Annotated in this window: 15 protein-coding genes; 13 read left to right on the top strand and 2 right to left on the bottom strand. The window is 66.4% G+C overall.

Translation table 11 applies throughout. The annotated features are described in order from the left end of the window. Positions 1–2 precede the first annotated feature (2 nt). The 3 genes from KM176_RS21150 to KM176_RS21140 are packed head-to-tail and all read left to right on the top strand — an operon-like array spanning position 3 to position 4,090. Complete coding sequence (locus KM176_RS21150) at positions 3–1,088, top strand: microcin C ABC transporter permease YejB (RefSeq protein WP_160896577.1); 1,086 nt, start codon at positions 3–5, stop codon at positions 1,086–1,088. A gap of 3 nt (positions 1,089–1,091) precedes the next feature. Next, complete coding sequence (locus KM176_RS21145) at positions 1,092–2,237, top strand: ABC transporter permease (protein WP_160896578.1); 1,146 nt, start codon at positions 1,092–1,094, stop codon at positions 2,235–2,237. Then, on the top strand, positions 2,234–4,090 hold the full coding sequence (locus KM176_RS21140) for an ABC transporter ATP-binding protein (RefSeq protein ID WP_160896579.1): 1,857 nt from the start codon (positions 2,234–2,236) through the stop codon (positions 4,088–4,090). The genes KM176_RS21145 and KM176_RS21140 overlap by 4 nt, the downstream gene beginning before the upstream one ends. 141 nt (positions 4,091–4,231) lie before the next feature. Here KM176_RS21140 and hemN read toward each other — a convergent pair whose 3' ends face one another. Beyond that, complete coding sequence (gene hemN / locus KM176_RS21135; protein ID WP_160896580.1) at positions 4,232–5,587, bottom strand: oxygen-independent coproporphyrinogen III oxidase; 1,356 nt, start codon at positions 5,585–5,587, stop codon at positions 4,232–4,234. An 88-nt stretch (positions 5,588–5,675) separates the two neighbouring features. Between hemN and fnrL the strand changes: the two genes are divergently transcribed. After that, positions 5,676–6,422: a transcriptional regulator FnrL gene (gene fnrL, locus KM176_RS21130; protein WP_160896581.1), complete on the top strand. Its 747-nt coding sequence runs from the start codon at positions 5,676–5,678 to the stop codon at positions 6,420–6,422. Positions 6,423–6,624: 202 nt separating this feature from the next. Here the strand turns inward: fnrL and KM176_RS21125 are convergent, their stop codons facing one another. Beyond that, complete coding sequence (locus KM176_RS21125; RefSeq protein ID WP_160896582.1) at positions 6,625–7,464, bottom strand: universal stress protein; 840 nt, start codon at positions 7,462–7,464, stop codon at positions 6,625–6,627. Positions 7,465–7,688: 224 nt separating this feature from the next. Here KM176_RS21125 and ccoN point away from each other — a divergent pair, with 224 nt between their 5' ends. The 9 genes from ccoN (at position 7,689) to ccoS (ending at position 16,982) form a co-directional block, all read left to right on the top strand. Beyond that, complete coding sequence (gene ccoN / locus KM176_RS21120; RefSeq protein WP_160896583.1) at positions 7,689–9,293, top strand: cytochrome-c oxidase, cbb3-type subunit I; 1,605 nt, start codon at positions 7,689–7,691, stop codon at positions 9,291–9,293. Between the two features lie 12 nt (positions 9,294–9,305). Further along, positions 9,306–10,034, top strand: coding sequence for a cytochrome-c oxidase, cbb3-type subunit II (gene ccoO, locus KM176_RS21115; RefSeq protein ID WP_160896584.1), 729 nt, complete (start codon positions 9,306–9,308; stop codon positions 10,032–10,034). Between the two features lie 13 nt (positions 10,035–10,047). Continuing rightward, a complete protein-coding gene (locus KM176_RS21110; protein ID WP_160896585.1) occupies positions 10,048–10,266 on the top strand; it encodes a cbb3-type cytochrome c oxidase subunit 3 in 219 nt (72 codons plus the stop codon). 1 nt (position 10,267) lies between these two features. Continuing rightward, positions 10,268–11,128 (top strand): cytochrome-c oxidase, cbb3-type subunit III, encoded by an 861-nt coding sequence (gene ccoP, locus KM176_RS21105; protein WP_160896586.1) that lies wholly within the window; start codon positions 10,268–10,270, stop codon positions 11,126–11,128. 459 nt (positions 11,129–11,587) lie between these two features. Next, entirely contained in the window at positions 11,588–12,463 is an 876-nt protein-coding gene (locus KM176_RS21100) for a LysR family transcriptional regulator (RefSeq protein WP_160896587.1), read from the top strand. 135 nt (positions 12,464–12,598) lie between these two features. Beyond that, a complete protein-coding gene (locus tag KM176_RS21095; protein WP_160896588.1) occupies positions 12,599–14,155 on the top strand; it encodes an RdxA/RdxB/FixG family protein in 1,557 nt (518 codons plus the stop codon). Then, entirely contained in the window at positions 14,155–14,637 is a 483-nt protein-coding gene (locus KM176_RS21090) for a FixH family protein (protein WP_236045409.1), read from the top strand. Before KM176_RS21095 ends, KM176_RS21090 begins: the two co-directional genes overlap by 1 nt. Positions 14,638–14,640: 3 nt before the next feature. Continuing rightward, complete coding sequence (locus KM176_RS21085) at positions 14,641–16,818, top strand: heavy metal translocating P-type ATPase (protein WP_160896589.1); 2,178 nt, start codon at positions 14,641–14,643, stop codon at positions 16,816–16,818. Positions 16,819–16,823: 5 nt separating this feature from the next. After that, a complete protein-coding gene (gene ccoS, locus KM176_RS21080; protein ID WP_160896590.1) occupies positions 16,824–16,982 on the top strand; it encodes a cbb3-type cytochrome oxidase assembly protein CcoS in 159 nt (52 codons plus the stop codon). Positions 16,983–17,020 lie beyond the last annotated feature (38 nt).

Here is a 17,020-nt window from a genome sequence, read left to right as displayed (position 1 = left end):
CGATGGGCGCCTATATTCTGAGACGCCTGGCGTTGGTCCTGCCGACGCTGCTGGGCATCATGATCATCAACTTCACCCTGACCCAGTTCGTGCCCGGCGGCCCGATCGAACAGATCATCGCTCAGGTGCAGGGGCAGGGGGACGTGACGGCGGGCTTCACCGGCGGGGGCGGCGACGCCATGGATGCCGGGCGGGCCTCGGGGGACAATTACGCCGGTGCGCGTGGCCTGCCGCCCGAGTTCATCGACAAGCTGGAAAAGGAATTCGGCTTCGACAAGCCGCCGCTGGAACGCTTCGGGCTGATGCTGTGGAACTACTGCCGCCTCGATTTCGGCGACAGCTACTTCCGCTCCGTCTCGGTGATCGATCTGGTGAAGGAAAAGATGCCGGTCTCGATCACGCTGGGCCTGTGGTCGACGCTGATCGCCTATCTGGTGTCGATCCCGCTGGGCATCCGCAAGGCGGTCAAGGACGGCTCCAGCTTCGACAGCTGGACCTCGGGTCTGATCATCGTGGCCTATGCGATCCCGGGCTTCCTGTTCGCGATCCTGCTGCTGGTGGTCTTCGCGGGGGGCAGCTACTTCCAGTGGTTCCCGTTACGCGGGCTCACCTCCGACAACTTCGCGCAGTTGTCCTGGTATCAGAAGATCTTCGACTATCTCTGGCACATCGCGCTGCCGGTGCTGGCCTCGACGATTTCGGCCTTCGCGACGCTCACGCTGCTGACCAAGAACTCCTTCCTGGACGAGATCAAGAAGCACTACGTCATGACCGCCCGCGCCAAGGGCCAGTCGGAACGCAAGGTGCTGTACGGCCACGTCTTCCGCAACGCCATGCTGATCGTCATCGCGGGCTTCCCGGGGGTCTTCATCAGCGTCTTCTTCTCGGGCTCGCTGATCATCGAAACCATCTTCTCGCTTGATGGCCTGGGCCGGCTTGGCTTCGAGGCGGCTGTGGCACGCGATTACCCGGTGATCTTCGGCACGCTTTTCATCTTCGGCCTGCTGGGCCTCGTGGTCGGCATCCTGTCGGACCTGATGTATGTCTTCGTCGATCCCCGCATCGACTTCGAAAGCCGGGAGGGCTGATCCATGGCATCGCTGGACCTGCCCGCCGCCCCCGCCCAGAAAAGCTGGCTCAGCCCGCTGAACAAGCGGCGCTGGCGCAATTTCCGCCGCAATCGCAGGGCCTTCTGGTCCTTCGTGGTCTTCATGGTGCTGTTCGTGGCCTCGCTGTTCGCGGAGTTCATCGCCAACGACAAGCCGATCCTGGTGAACTACCGCGGCCACTACTACATGCCGATTTTCAAGTTCTACCCGGAGACCGCCTTTGGCGGCGACTTCCAGACCGAGGCCGTCTATTCCGATCCGGAGGTGAAATGCCTGATCGCCAGCGGCGGTCTGGACGCCTGTTTCGACGACCCCGAGGGCATCATGGCCCAGTCCAAGACCGGAGAGGTCGACGGCAAGAAGATCGACAAGGGCTGGGCGATCTGGCCGCCGATCCCCTATTCCTACGATACGCCGGTGGACCGCCCGGGTGCCGCGCCCCTGCCGCCCAGCGGGCAGAACCTGCTGGGCACCGATGACACCAAGCGCGATGTGCTGGCGCGGGTGATCTACGGCTTCCGCCTGTCGATCCTGTTCACGCTGATCGTAACTGTGGCCTCCTCGGCCATCGGGATCGTGGCGGGCGCGGTGCAGGGCTATTTCGGCGGCAAGACCGACCTGTTCTTCCAGCGCTTCATCGAGATCTGGTCCTCGACCCCCTCGCTCTACATCATCATCATCCTCTTCGCGATCCTGGGGCGCAGCTTCTGGCTGCTGGTGGTGCTGACCGTGCTGTTCGGCTGGATGGCCCTCGTGGGCGTCGTGCGGGCCGAGTTCCTGCGCGCCCGGAACCTGGAATATGTCCGCGCGGCCAAGGCTTTGGGGGTGTCGAACGTCACCATCATGTTCCGCCACATGCTGCCCAACGCCATGGTGGCGACGCTGACCATGATGCCCTTCATCGTCACGGGCGCGATCTCGACCCTGGCCAGCCTCGACTTCCTGGGCTTCGGCCTGCCCAGCTCCGCCCCCTCGCTGGGAGAGCTGACGCTGCAGGCCAAGCAGAACCTCCAGGCCCCCTGGCTGGGCTTCACCGCCTTCACCGTATTTGCCCTGATGCTGTCGCTTCTCGTCTTCATCTTCGAAGGCGTGCGCGATGCCTTCGACCCCAGGAAGACCTTCCAATGAGCATTCTCGACGTCAGGGACCTGCGCGTCTCCTTCCGGCAGGACGGGCAGCTGATCGAGGCCGTGCACGGCGTCAGCTTCCACGTGGAGAAGGGCGAAACCGTGGCGCTGGTGGGGGAATCCGGCTCGGGCAAATCCGTCTCGGCGCTCTCGACCGTCTCGCTGCTGGGCGAGAACGCGCAGGTCTCGGGCTCGGTGAAGTTCGACGGGAAAGAGATGATCGGCGCCGGTCCCGAGGCGCTGCGCCAGGTGCGCGGCAACGACATCTCCTTCATTTTCCAGGAGCCGATGACCTCGCTCAACCCGCTGCACACGATCGAGAAGCAGCTGGCGGAGTCGATGACCCTGCACCAGGGGCTGAAGGGGCGGGGCAAGGGCAAGCGGCTGCTCGAGGCCTGGATGAACTTCAACGCCCGGCCCTTCCTGATCTTCATCGCGGTCTTCTTCGCCTTCATCGGGGCCTATGGCGCCTTCATCGCCACCGCGCCCAAGGTGCCCAGCCTTTCCTTCCTGCCCGCCTTCGGGGTCGAGGCCTCGGAGCGCGTGGCGATCGCGCTGGCCATCGCGGTCGGGCTGACGCTGGTGCTGTGGCTGGGCAAAATGGCCCTGGCCGGGCGGCTGCGCGACTGGATCATGTTCTCGGAAACCCGCGCGCGTTCTCTGGAGCTGCTGGAGCAGGTCGGCATCCGCGACGCGGAAAGCCGCCTGACCGCCTATCCGCACGAGCTTTCGGGCGGCCAGCGCCAGCGGGTGATGATCGCCATGGCACTGGCGAACCGCCCCGGCCTGCTGATCGCGGACGAGCCCACGACCGCGCTCGACGTGACGATCCAGGCGCAGATCCTCGATCTGATGGCAGAGCTGAAGCAGAGCACGCAGCTTTCGATGCTGTTCATCACCCATGACCTGGCCATCGTGCGCCGTATCGCGGACCGGGTCTACGTGATGAAGGACGGCGAGATCGTCGAGACCGGCCCCACTGCCGATATCTTTGCCAATCCGCAGCATGACTACACGAAAAAGCTGCTCTCGGCCTCGGCTGCGGGCGTGCCGCGCGCCCCGGCGGGCGACGCGCCGGCGCTGCTGGAGGCCGAGCACCTGAAGGTCTGGTTCCCGATCAAGGCGGGGCTGATGAAGAAGGTGGTGGGCCATGTGAAAGCCGTGAACGACACCACGATCTCGGTCCGCGCCGGGGAAACCCTGGGGATCGTCGGCGAGTCGGGCTCGGGCAAGACGACGCTGGCGCTGGCGCTGATGCGGCTGATCGGCTCGGAAGGGGCGATGCGCTTTGACGGCCACGACATCCGCGCCTGGTCGGTGAAGGAGCTGCGCCGCCTGAGGAAGGATATGCAGATCGTCTTCCAGGACCCGTTCGGCTCGCTCTCGCCGCGGATGACCTGCGAACAGATCATCGCCGAGGGGCTTTCGGTCCACAAGACCGGCGACGGGCGCAAGCCGCGCGAACTGGTGGCCGAGGTGATGCGCGAGGTGGGCCTGGACCCCGCCGCCATGCACCGCTACCCGCATGAATTCTCGGGCGGGCAGCGCCAGCGGATCGCCATCGCCCGTGCCATGATCCTGCGCCCCAAGCTGGTGGTGCTGGACGAGCCGACCTCGGCGCTCGACATGACGGTGCAGGTGCAGATCGTCGACCTGCTGCGCCGCCTGCAGGAGAAATATGGCCTGGCCTACCTGTTCATCAGCCATGACCTGAAGGTGGTGCGCGCGATGTCGCACCGGGTCATGGTGATGCGCCACGGCGACGTGATCGAAAGCGGCCCCGCCGCCCAGGTCTTCGATGCGCCGCAGGCCGATTACACCCGCCAGCTTTTCGCCGCCGCGATGGAACACTGAGCCCCGGGCTTTCATCTTTCCAAAAATATGCAAATACCCCGGCCTCCGTTGGTGCAGAGGCCGGGGCAGGGGGCGCTGCCCCCGCAGGCCAGGGCCTGCTCCCCCGGGATATTTCCGGCCAGATGAGAGAGCCAGGTCGCGTCAGATGGCCGAGGAATGGCGGGCGCGGCTGGCGTCGTAGCTGTCGAAGCAGCGGGCGATCATCCGGGTCAGCGGGCGGGCATCCTCGGGGATGAAGAGGCCTTCCTCCGTAAGGCGCAGCAGGTCCTCGAAGCCGGCGGCGGCCTCTGTGAAGAGGGCGTGGACTTCGCTGCGGGCGCGTTGGAAACGCTCGGAGATTTCCGCTTCGGAAACGCGGAAGTCGCACATCAGGGCCTCGATGATGCGGGCGCGCATCCGGTCCTCGTCCCGGAAGACATGGCCGCGCGTGGTCGAGAAGCGCTGATCGCGGATTGCCGCCGTATGGGCCGAGGTGGCCGGGGCGTTCTGGGTGTAGCCCTGCGGGAAGCGCGAGATCGAGGAGGCGCCGAGACCGATCAGCACGTCGGCCTGGTCATCGGTATAGCCCTGGAAGTTGCGCCGCAGCTGGCCTGCCTTCTGGGCCGTGGCCAGGCCATCACCCGGCAGGGCGAAGTGGTCGATGCCGATCTCGGCGTAATTGTCCCACAGGAAGAGCTTGCGGGCGGTCTCGAAGAGATCGAGGCGCTCGGTCGGGGTGGGCAGGGCGTCCGAGGGCAGCATGGACTGGCGCCGGGCCATCCAGGGCACATGGGCATAGCCGTAGAGCGCCACCCGGTCGGGCGCCAGCGACAGCAGCTTCTGGACGCTGTCGGTGATCTTGGCCGGGGTCTGGTAGGGCAGGCCGTAGAGGATATCGGCGTTCAGGCTGTGGATGCCATGGGCGCGCAGCCCCTCGGCGACGCTGCGGGTGACCTCGTAACCCTGTTCGCGACCGATGCAGGTCTGGATGGCGGGGTCGAAGTCCTGCACGCCGATCGAGGCGCGGTTCATGCCCGCGGCCGCGAGGGCCTTCATGCGGGCCTCGTCGACCTCGTTGGGGTCGATCTCGACCGAGAACTCGGCGGAATCGGCGAAGGGCACGACCTCGGCGATGCGCCCGGCGAGGGTCTCCATCATCGGCGCCGTCAGCAGGGTGGGCGTGCCGCCGCCCCAGTGCAGACGCGACAGGCGCACGCCTTCGGGCAGGTGGCGGGCCAGCAGGTCCAGCTCTTCCAGCAGGGTTTCAAGATAGGCTTCGACCGGCGACATGGTCTGTGTCCCCTGCGTGCGGCAGGCACAGAACCAGCACAGCCGCCGGCAGAACGGCACATGCACATACAGCGAGATCGCGCTGCCGGCGGGGATCGCCTCGATCCAAGCGGCATGGCGGTCCGCTCCGACGGAGTCGGAAAAATGGGGGGCCGTGGGGTAGCTGGTGTAACGCGGCACTTTCGCGTCAAACAGTCCCAGGCGGGCGAGTTGCGTTTTGTTGACCATGGGACTAGCTTTTAGTCCAACTGGCGGTGCGTGCCTTGACGCAGATCAACCGCCTCCATGCTCTCTCACTCGCGGTGCCCGGTCCCAGATGCTTCAGGATAACATGATCTTTCCCCAGCACGATTGCAGCGGTTGCCCGATCCGCCACCGGGCCGTTTGCGCGCGCTGCGATGCCCATGAGCTGGAGCTGCTGGAAGAGATCAAGTACTACCGCAGCTTCGAGGCCGGTCAGACCGTGGTCTGGTCCGGAGACCGGATGGATTTCGTGGCCTCGGTGGTCTCGGGAATCGCCACGCTGACCCAGACGATGGAGGATGGGCGCACCCAGATGGTCGGGCTGCTGCTGCCCTCGGATTTCGTCGGTCGCCCGGGGCGCGACGGGGCGGCCTACGACGTGGTGGCGACCAGCGATGTGGTGATGTGCTGCTTCCGCAAGAAGCCCTTCGAGCAGCTGATGGAGACCACGCCGCATATCGCGCAGCGCCTGCTGCAGATGACCCTGGATGAGTTGGACGCGGCACGGGAATGGATGCTTGTGCTTGGTCGCAAGACCGCGCGCGAGAAGATTGCCAGCCTGCTGGCGATCATCGCGCGGCGTGACGCGACGCTGAACCTGATCACGCCGAAGGGCAAGCTGGTCTTTGACCTGCCTCTGACCCGCGAGGCGATGGCGGATTACCTTGGCCTGACGCTGGAAACGGTCAGCCGCCAGATCAGCGCGCTGAAACGTGACGGGGTGATCGTGCTGGAGGGCAAGCGGCACGTGATCGTGCCCGATTTTACGCGCCTGCTGGAGGAAGCGGGCGACGACAACGATGGCGGTCTGCTGGTCTGAGGCCTGACCAAGGGGGCCGGAAGGGGGCTCTGCCCCCGCAGGCCTGCGGCCTGCTCCCCCGAGGTATTTTAAACAAGAAAATGAAAGAGCCGGTCGCTTCTGGGGCGGGACCGGCTCTTTCATCTGGCCATAAATATCCCCGCCGGAGGCCGCGCCTCAAAAGGCGCGTCGGGGCGGCCCGAAGGCCGCCCCTCTTGCGGGGTCAGTGCGCGAGGAAGACCGGCAGCTCGGAGCCTTCCAGCATGTGCCGGGTGGCACCGCCCAGGATCGCTTCGCGGAAGCGGGAGTGGCCGTAGGCCCCCATCACGATCAGGTCGGCGTCGATGTCGCGGGCATGGCGTACCAGCACCTCGGAAATCCGCGGCAGGGTCTTGGAGATCACCTCGATCTCGGCGGAGATGCCGTGGCGGGCCAGCCAGCTGGCCAGCATGCCACCGGGATCGGAGCGGTCCGGGCCGTGCACCGGCGGATCGACCACGACGATGTGGACCTGGTCGGCCTGTTTCAGCACCGGCAGGGCGCGGCGAATCGCATTCAGCGCCTCGGGCGTGTCGTTCCAGCACAGCAGCACGCGCTTGCCGGCGGGCATCGGCAGGTCGCTGTCGGGCAGGATCACCACCGGGGCGCGGCCTTCGAAGAGGGCGCTTTCGGTGATCGGCTCCAGCTCGGCGCCCTTGCCCTTGCCGTAGGGGCGCGGCAGCAGCACCAGGTCCGCGAAGCGGGCGCGCCAGGCCAGGTGACGCCCGATGTCCCCCAGCTGGGCGACGTCGGTGTCGGTGGACCAGCGGATCTCGCTGTTGGCGAGGATGCCCTTGGCGGCGGTTTCCAGCGCTTCGGCTTCCTCTGTCGCCCGGTTGATGGCTTCCTGCATCACCATGGCATTGGCGCCGGCGTAGTAATAGCCGACCTGCGTGCGGTCGACGCCGAGGCAGAGGACGTCGAGATGGGCGTCGAAAAGCTCTGCCGCAGCGGTTGCCCGGGCGAGGACGTGCTTGGCATCCGCGCCGTCCGTGAGAACCGTGAGAATAGTTTTGTAGGCCATAGCAGCCTCCTGATCTGCGTACGTACGTCCGGGTTTTTCCGACCGTTAAGGTGACTATGGCATGTGGGAAAACGCCGCACCTTGATCTTCATCAACCGCAGGATGCGAAACCCTTGATACAGATCAATGCGAGCGAGTCGGACTGAACGCAATAAGCGGAAAGTCACAATTCCGTGGTTGGCGGCAGCCGGACCTGCCGCGCGGGACTGACGAAGGGACGCGAAATGACAAACATTCTCAAGCTTGCCGCGCTGGCCCTCATCACGCTCTTCGCGGCGATGGCAGCGAACTTCGCCCATGATCTGGCCTACAAGGTCAATGCGCTGCTTATCATGCTGGTGGCCGGCGGGCTGTTCATCTGGGTGCTGCGCAACACCGACGAGACGCGCGCGACGCGCGACCTGTCGGGCGAATACATGGACGGGGTGATCCGCTTCGGCGTGACCGCGACCGCCTTCTGGGGCGTCGTGGGCTTTCTGGCGGGCGTCTTCATCGCCTTCCAGCTGGCCTTCCCGGGGCTGAACTTCGAATGGGCACAGGGCTACCTGAACTTCGGGCGGCTGCGGCCGCTGCATACCTCGGCGGTGATCTTCGCCTTTGGGGGCAACGCCCTGATCGCGACCTCGTTCTACGTGGTGCAGCGGACCTCGGCCGTGCGGCTCTGGGGCGGCAACCTCGCCTGGTTCGTGTTCTGGGGCTACAACCTGTTCATCGTGATGGCCGCGCTTTCCTATGTTCTGGGGGGCAGCCAGTCGAAGGAATATGCCGAGCCCGAATGGTACATCGACCTCTGGCTGACCGTGGTCTGGGTGGCCTACCTTGCGGTCTTCCTGGGCACGATCCTGCACCGCAAGGAGCGGCACATCTACGTCGCCAACTGGTTCTACCTGTCCTTCATCGTCACCGTCGCCATGCTGCACGTGGTCAACAACCTGTCCGTCCCCGTCAGCCTGTTCGGCAGCAAGTCGGTACAGGTCTTCGCCGGCGTGCAGGATGCCATGACCCAGTGGTGGTACGGTCACAATGCCGTGGGCTTTTTCCTGACCGCCGGTTTCCTGGGCATGATGTACTACTTCGTGCCGAAACAGGCCGAAAAGCCGGTCTATTCCTACAAGCTGTCGATCATCCACTTCTGGGCGCTGATCTTCCTTTATATCTGGGCCGGTCCGCACCACCTGCACTATACCGCGCTGCCCGACTGGGCTTCGACGCTGGGCATGGTGTTCTCGGTCATCCTGTGGATGCCCAGCTGGGGCGGCATGATCAACGGGCTGATGACACTCTCGGGCGCCTGGGACAAGCTGCGCACCGATCCGGTGATCCGCATGATGGTGATCGCCATCGGCTTCTACGGCATGTCGACCTTCGAAGGGCCGATGATGTCGATCCGTCCCGTCAACTCGCTCTCGCACTATACCGACTGGACGATCGGGCATGTGCATTCCGGCGCGCTTGGCTGGAACGGCATGATCACCTTCGGCGCGCTCTACTTCCTGGTGCCGAAACTCTGGGCCAAGGAACGCCTCTATTCCCTGTCGATGGTCAGCTGGCACTTCTGGCTCGCCACCATCGGGATCGTGCTCTACGCGGCCTCGATGTGGGTCACCGGCATCATGGAGGGCCTGATGTGGCGCGAGGTGGATGCCAACGGCTTCCTGGTGAACTCCTTCGCCGACACCGTGGCCGCCAAGTTCCCGATGTACGTGGTGCGCGGTCTGGGCGGGGTCATGTACCTGAGCGGCGCGATCATCATGTGCGTCAACCTCTTCCTCACCGTGAAGAAGGCCCCGGCGGTCGATACCGCCAACGGCCTCGTGCCCGCCGAATAAGGAGCGCTGAGCATGGGTATCCTTGATAAACACGCCATTCTGGAAAAGAACGCCACGCTGCTGCTGGTGGGCTCCTTCGCGGTGGTCACCATCGGCGGCCTGGTCGAGATCGCGCCGCTCTTCTACCTGGAAAACACGATCGAGAAGGTCGAGGGGATGCGCCCCTACACGCCGCTGGAACTGGCCGGGCGCGACGTCTACGTGCGCGAGGGCTGCTATGTCTGCCATTCCCAGATGATCCGGCCGATGCGCGACGAGGTGGAGCGTTACGGCCATTACTCCCTGGCGGCGGAATCGATGTACGATCACCCGTTCCAGTGGGGATCGAAACGCACCGGGCCGGACCTGGCGCGGGTCGGGGGGCGCTATTCCGACGCCTGGCATGTCGATCACCTGACCAACCCGCAAAGCGTGGTGCCGGAATCGGTGATGCCGAAATACGGCTTCCTGCTGAAGGCCAGGATCGACGGGCGCTACATCGAGGACGAGATGCGCACGCATTCCGTCGTCGGCGTGCCCTATAGCGGCGACATGCTGGAACAGGCGCAACGCGACTTTGCCGCCCAGGCCGATCCCGAGGCCGATACCGACGGTCTGATCGAACGCTACGGCGACAAGGTGCAGGTGCGCAATTTCGACGGCCAGCCCGGGATCTCGGAGATGGACGCGCTGGTCGCCTACCTGCAGATGCTGGGCACGCTGGTCGATTTCTCGACCTTCACGCCCGATGCCAGCCGCTGAGGGGAGGGGGATCATGGACACCTACTCCCTTCTTCGGGAATTCGCCGACAGCTGGGTGCTGCTGGTGATGTTCACCTTCTTCGTCGGCATCGGGGTCTGGGTCTTCCGCCCCGGCAGCCGCACCACCTACCGCGAGACGTCGGGCATTCCCTTCCGCCACGAGGACCGGCCCGCCGGTTCCACGGATCACACCGACGCAGCCCGGACGCGCGACGCGGGAAAGGACCAGTGAGATGAGCGACGATCTCAAGGAAAAGCACGGCACCACCGGCCACAGCTGGGATGGTATCGAAGAGCTGAACACGCCCCTGCCGCGCTGGTGGCTCTGGACCTTCTACGCCTGCATCTTCTGGGGCATCTGCTATTCCATCGCGATGCCGGCCTGGCCGCTGATCAAGGGCGCGACCCCGGGGATCCTGGGCTTCTCGACCCGCGGCGAGGTGGCCGAGCGCATTGCCGAGGTGGAAAGCGCCAATGCCGGGATCAACGCCCAGCTGGCGGCTGCCGACCTGACGCAGATCCCGAACGACCCGCAGCTGAACGGCTATGCGGTTTCGGCGGGGGCGGCGGTCTTCAAGACCTGGTGCGCCCAGTGCCACGGCTCGGGGGCTGCGGGGGCGGTGGGCTTCCCCAACCTGCTCGATGACGACTGGCTCTGGGGCGGCAGCATCCAGGATGTCTACACCACCATCACCCATGGCATCCGGAACGAAACCGACCCCGAGGCGCGCTACAGCCAGATGCCGGCCTTCGGCACCGATGGTCTGCTGGAAGAGGGCGATATCGACGCGGTTGTGAACTACGTCATGTCGCTGTCCGAAGAGCCCCGCGACGCGACCCTTGTGCCCCGTGGTGCCGAGGTCTTCGCCGAGAACTGCGTGACCTGCCATGGCGAAAACGCCAAGGGTCTGCGCGAACAGGGGGCGCCGAACCTGACCGATGCGATCTGGCTCTATGGCGGCGATTACGCCACGATCCGCCAGACGGTCGAAAAGGCCCGCTTCGGCGTCATGCCCGCCTGGGGTCAGCGCCTGAGCGAGGCGCAGGTTCGCGCCGTCGCCACCTATGTCCATCAGCTGGGCGGGGGGGAGTAACCCCTTCGCCCCCCAAGATCCCTTCGCGCGGGGCTACTGCGAAGGGTGCCGGCGCCGGTCGTCCGTCCTGTTCGCGTATCAGGACGACCGGCGCCAAACATTCTGGATTCGGGAACGGATCGGCCCGCCCTGCCTGCGCAGGGCGGGTCTTTCATGTCCGGCGCGGGGCCTTCGGATTTTGCCGGCGGCTGCGGCGGCGGGCCTCTTCCGCCACCACGTCGAGCGGACGCCACAGCGGCCGCGTCATGCCTTGCGCTCCGGGGCGCGGGGGCGGGCGCGCAGGCGGGGCATCTCTTCGGGCACCACGGGGCGGCGCTCTGTCCGGGTGGCTGTCATGAAAGTTTTTGCGAAGATCGTGAACATCGGCTTGGCTCCTGAGGTCTGTGTAGGGTCATGCATAGCGCCACATCGCCCGAATCCCCTATTCAGGAATGCTGTGAATATGTAAGTCTGGCTTACATGGTAGATTGGCTGGCCCTTCCCCCGCTCACCGCGCTGCGTGCCCTGGCAGCGCTGTCCGAAACCGGCTCCACCGTTGCGGCGGGGGCGCGGCTGAACGTCAGCCATGCCGCCGTCAGCCAGCAGGTGAAGCTGCTGGAAGAGCGCCTGGGGCTGTCGCTGGTGGATCGTTCGGGCCGCCAGCTGGCGCTGAGCGCCGAGGGGCGCCAGATCGCCGATGCGGTGATCGAGGGGCTCTCGGGGGTGGAAACCGTGATCGCCCGGCTGACCGGGCAGGAGGCCGCCCGGCCCCTGACCGTCTCCTGCACCCCGGCCTTCGCCGGGGCCTTCCTGCTGCCCCGCCTTGCCGACTTCCAGAAGACCCACCCGGGCCAGTCGCTGATGATCGACCCGACCGCGACCCTGAAGGAGGTCGGCCCCGGCGGGGTCGAGGTGGCGCTGCGTTACGGCGGCGGCGACTGGCCGGGGCTGGAGGCCGAGCTGCTGATCCTGACCCCGGTCGCCATCGTCGCCGCCCCCGGGCTGGTGCCGGGGGACGGGCCGGTCAACCCGGCGGATCTCTCGGGCTATCCCTGGTTGCAGGAGCTGGGCACATCGGAGGCCAGCGATTTCCTGTCCTGGCATGGAGCGCGGCTTGACCTGTCGCAGGGGGTGACCTCTCTGCCCGGCAACATGGTGCTGGATGCGGCGCGCGACGGGCGCGGCATCGCCGTCATCGCCCGCGCCTTCGCCGAGGCCGACATCGCTGCCGGACGGCTGCGCCTGCTTTACGAAGACCGGCGCAAGAAGGGCTATTACCTGGTCACGCGTCCCGGCCATCTGCGCCCGGTGGCGCGCGATTTCATCCGCTGGGTCCGGGCCCAGGCCAGGGGGTAGTCCCGGGGGCGGGACAACAGGCCGCACACGCATAGGTATGGGGAAAATGCCGGATTTGATACAGGTCAAGGTTGGGTAAGGGGGGTAAGCTATCAAGACCTTCACGACCTGGAACGCATCCGGAGGAAGATCGCCGTGGCCGCAGAAGACACCAACAGCCCCAAGCTTTACGCCTCAAGGGAGCCGATCTTTCCCCGCAAGGTCTCGGGTCCGTTCCGCAACCTGAAGTGGCTGATCATGGCCGTCACCCTGGGCATCTACTACCTGACGCCCTGGATCCGCTGGGATCGCGGCCCGAACCTGCCCGATCAGGCGGTGCTGATCGACCTTGCGAACCGCCGTTTCTACTTTTTCTGGATCGAGATCTGGCCGCATGAATTCTACTTCATCGCCGGGATGCTGGTGATGGCGGGGCTGGGGCTGTTCCTGTTCACCTCGGCGCTTGGGCGGGTCTGGTGCGGCTATACCTGCCCGCAGACGGTCTGGACGGATCTGTTCATCGCGGTCGAACGCTGGATCGAGGGTGATCGCAACGCCCGCCTGCGCCTGCAACGGCAGGAGAAATGGGATGCCCGCAAGCTGCGCCTGCGGCTGACGAAATGGGCCGCCTGGCTGCTGATCGGCCTGGCCACCGGGGGCGCCTGGGTCTTCTATTTCGCCGATGCGCCCTCGCTTCTGCTGGACCTGCTGACCTTCAACGCGCACCCGGTTGCCTACACGACCATGGGCATCCTGACCCTGACCACCTTCTTCTTCGGCGGCTTCGCGCGCGAGCAGATCTGCATCTATGCCTGCCCCTGGCCACGCATCCAGGCCGCCATGATGGACGAGGACACGATCACCGTGGCCTATCGGGAATGGCGGGGCGAACCCCGTGGCAAGCACCGCCGCCGCGCCGCCATGCAGGAGAAGGCCGATGCCGCCACCGCCTCGCTGCGCGCGACCGGCCCGAAGGAGGGCGGCATTGCCCCTTTCATCGCCATGCCGGGGATGCCCTCGGGCGTTGGCGGCGCGATCCCCGCGAAAGAGACGCTGGGCGACTGCATCGATTGCAACGCCTGCGTCAACGTCTGCCCGATGGGGATCGACATCCGCGATGGCCAGCAGATGGCCTGCATCACCTGCGCCCTGTGCATCGACGCCTGCGACGAGGTGATGGACAAGATCGGCAAGCCGCGCGGGCTGGTCGGCTACATGGCCCTCACGGACGAGACCGCCCAACGTGCGGGCCAGGAGCCGCGCTCGGTCTGGCGGCACATCCTGCGGCCGCGCACGATGCTCTACACCGTGCTCTGGGCGGGGATCGGGATCGGGCTGCTGGTGGCGCTGGCGCTGCGTTCTGACATCGACATGACGGTGGCCCCGGTGCGCAACCCGACCTTCATCACCCTTTCGGACGGCACGATCCGCAACGTCTACGATGTCCGCCTGCGCAACAAGCACGGCGAGGAACGGCCCTTCCGGCTGAGCGTTGAGGGCGATCCCGCCTTCACCGTCCGGGTCGAGGGCAGCCCCGACGACACCGTGCTGGTTGCCCCCGACAGCGCCCATCTGGCGCGCGTCTACATCGAGGCGCCGAAGGGCACCGCCCCGGCCTCGGCCGAACGCACCGAGGTCGAGCTGGTCGTCGAGGATACGCTGAACGGCGACACGGCGCAGCGCGACACCGTCTTCAACGGGAAGGAACAGTGATGGAGAACGCAGCCATGACCACCGACAGCGGCTTTCGTCTGAAGGGCTGGCACGTGTTGGCGGGGTTCGTCGGCGCCTTCGGGGTGATCATCTCGGTCAATGTCTACATGGCGACCCAGGCGATCCGCACCTTCCCGGGGCTGGAGGTCGCCAATTCCTACGTCGCCAGCCAGCAGTTCGATACCCGCAAGGCGGCGCAGGAAAAGCTGGGCTGGACGGTCTGGGCCGATGACGCAGAGGGCATGATCCACCTGAAGATCACCGACCGCGATGGCGCCCCCGTGCGCGCGAAGGAAGTGCATGCCACCATCGGCCATCCCACCATGGCCTCGGCGGATGTCACACCGCAATTCGCCTGGAACGGCCAGTTCTACGAGGTGCCTCTGGTGCTGGCGGGCGGCAAGTGGATCGTCCGGCTGGAGGCCATTGCCGAGGATGGCACGCTGTTCACCCAGCGGCTCGACCTGCATATCGGGGACTAGCGTATGAGCACCGCCCAGATCTCGGCCTGTCCGGCCTGCGCCGCCGCCCCCGCCGCCGAAGAGCTGGCGGGCAAGGCGCTGAAGGATGCGACGCTCGCGCTCTCGCTGCCGGGCATCCACTGTGCCGCCTGCATCGACACGGTCGAACAGGCGCTGAACGCCCAGCCCGGGGTGAAGGAGGCGCGCGTCAACCTGACCCTCAAACGCGCGATGATCCGCGCCGAGCCGGGGCTGGAGGCCGAGCCGCTGGTGCAGGCGGTGCGGGCCGCCGGCTACGAGGCGCATGAGCTGGACGCCGGCACCATCGCCGCGACCGCGACCGACCGGGCCGGGCGCGATCTGCTGATGCGCCTGGCCGTCGCGGGGTTCGCCAGCATGAACGTCATGCTGCTGTCGGTCTCGGTCTGGTCGGGGGCCGAGGACGCGACCCGCGACATGTTCCACTGGATCAGCGCCGCGATCACCTTCCCGGCCATCGCCTTCTGTGCCCAGCCCTTCTTCCGCAATGCCTTCCGGGCACTTTCGGTCGGGCGGCTCAACATGGATGTGCCGATCTCGCTTGCGATCCTGCTGGCGCTGGCGACCTCCCTCTGGGAGACCATGCTCTCGGGCGAGCAGGCCTATTTCGATGCCGCCCTGACGCTGACCTTCTTCCTGCTGGCCGGGCGCTACCTGGATCACCGCACCCGCGCCGTGGCGCGTTCGGCGGCCGAGGAACTGGCCGCGCTGGAGGTGCCCCGCGCCACCCGTCTTGCGGCTGGCCGGGAAGAGGTCGTCGCGGTCTCGGATCTTGCCATCGGCGATCTGCTTCTGGTGCGCCCCGGCGCCCGGATGCCGGTGGACGGCGTGATCACCGAGGGCCGGTCCGAGCTCGACCGCTCCCTGCTGACCGGCGAAACCCGCCCCGTCGCGGCAGAGCCGGGTCAGGCCGTCAGCGCCGGAGAGGTCAACCTGACCGGTCCGCTTACGCTGCGCGCCACCGCCGTCGGGCGGGACACCTCGCTTGCCCGCATGGCCGAGCTGGTCGCCATCGCGGAAAGCGGGCGGGCGCGCTACACCTCGCTCGCCGACCGGGCGGCGAAGCTTTATGCGCCGGGCGTACATATCCTGTCGGCGCTGGCCTTTGCGGGCTGGTATTTTGGCACCGGGGATCTGCGCGTCGCGCTCAACATCGCCGCTGCCGTTCTGATCATCACCTGTCCCTGTGCCCTGGGCCTTGCCGTGCCCGCCGTGACCACCGCCGCCTCGGGGCGGCTGTTCCGGCGCGGGCTGCTGATCAAGCACGAGACCGCGCTGGAGCGTCTGGCCGAGGTCGATACCGTGGTCTTCGACAAGACCGGCACGCTGACCTCCGGCGACCTGCAACCGCAGGATCTGGAGGGGCGCGATCCGCAGGCGCTCTCCGTGGCGCTGGCGCTGGCCGAGGGCTCGGCCCATCCGCTGTCGCGGGCGCTGGCACATGCGTTGCGGGGCAGGGGGGTGACCCCGGCGGGGCTGAGCGATCTGCGCGAACGCCCCGGCTACGGCACCGAAGGGTGGCTCAACGGGCAGCTGTGCCGGCTTGGGCGGGCAAGCTGGCTGGGCGCGCCGGCAGAGACCGAGCAAACCGCCACCTGGCTGGCAATCGGCGCGGGCCCGGCGCAGGCCTTCCCCTTCACCGACAGCCTGCGCGCGGGGGCCGAAGAGGCAGTGCGCGCGCTTCAGGCGGATGGCAAGCGGGTGATCCTGATCTCGGGCGACAGCCGCGCGGCGGTGCAGGCCCTGGCCGGGCGTCTGGGGATCTCCGAATGGCAGGCCGGCGCGCTGCCTGGCGACAAGGCCGCCCGCATCACGGAGCTTCAGGCGGCGGGTGCCAGGGTGCTGATGGTGGGCGATGGCCTGAACGATACCGCTGCGCTGAGTTCCGCTCATGCCTCCATTTCGCCCAGTTCCGCCCTTGATGCTGCGCGGGTTGCCTCCGATGTGGTGCTTTTGGGCGGCGACCTGTCGCCAATTCCGGTGTCGCTGCGCACCGCCACTCGCGCGACACGGCGCATTCGTGAGAATTTCCGAATCGCGACGGTCTATAACGTCGTCGCGGTGCCACTGGCGGTTGCGGGGATCTGCTCTCCGTTGATCGCCGCGCTGGCCATGTCGGCAAGCTCTGTCACCGTGTCACTAAATGCCCTGCGGCTGAGGTAGAAACGATGGATGTACTGGTCTGGCTGATCCCGATCTCCCTGTTTCTGGGAGGATTGGGGCTGATCGCCTTCGTCTGGTCCGTGCGTACCAACCAGTACGACGACCCGAAGGGGAACAGCCAGCGGATCCTTTCGCAGCAATGGGATGATCGTCCCAAGCCCTGAGAGGACCGCGCCCGGGTGGCTGCCACTGCCCGGTGATC

It is taken from the genome of Pseudooceanicola endophyticus (assembly GCF_018760365.1).
Lineage (GTDB): Bacteria > Pseudomonadota > Alphaproteobacteria > Rhodobacterales > Rhodobacteraceae > Pseudooceanicola > Pseudooceanicola endophyticus.
The sequence above is the reverse complement of the archived record's forward strand: the minus strand, read 5'-3'. Positions and strand labels throughout refer to the sequence as shown.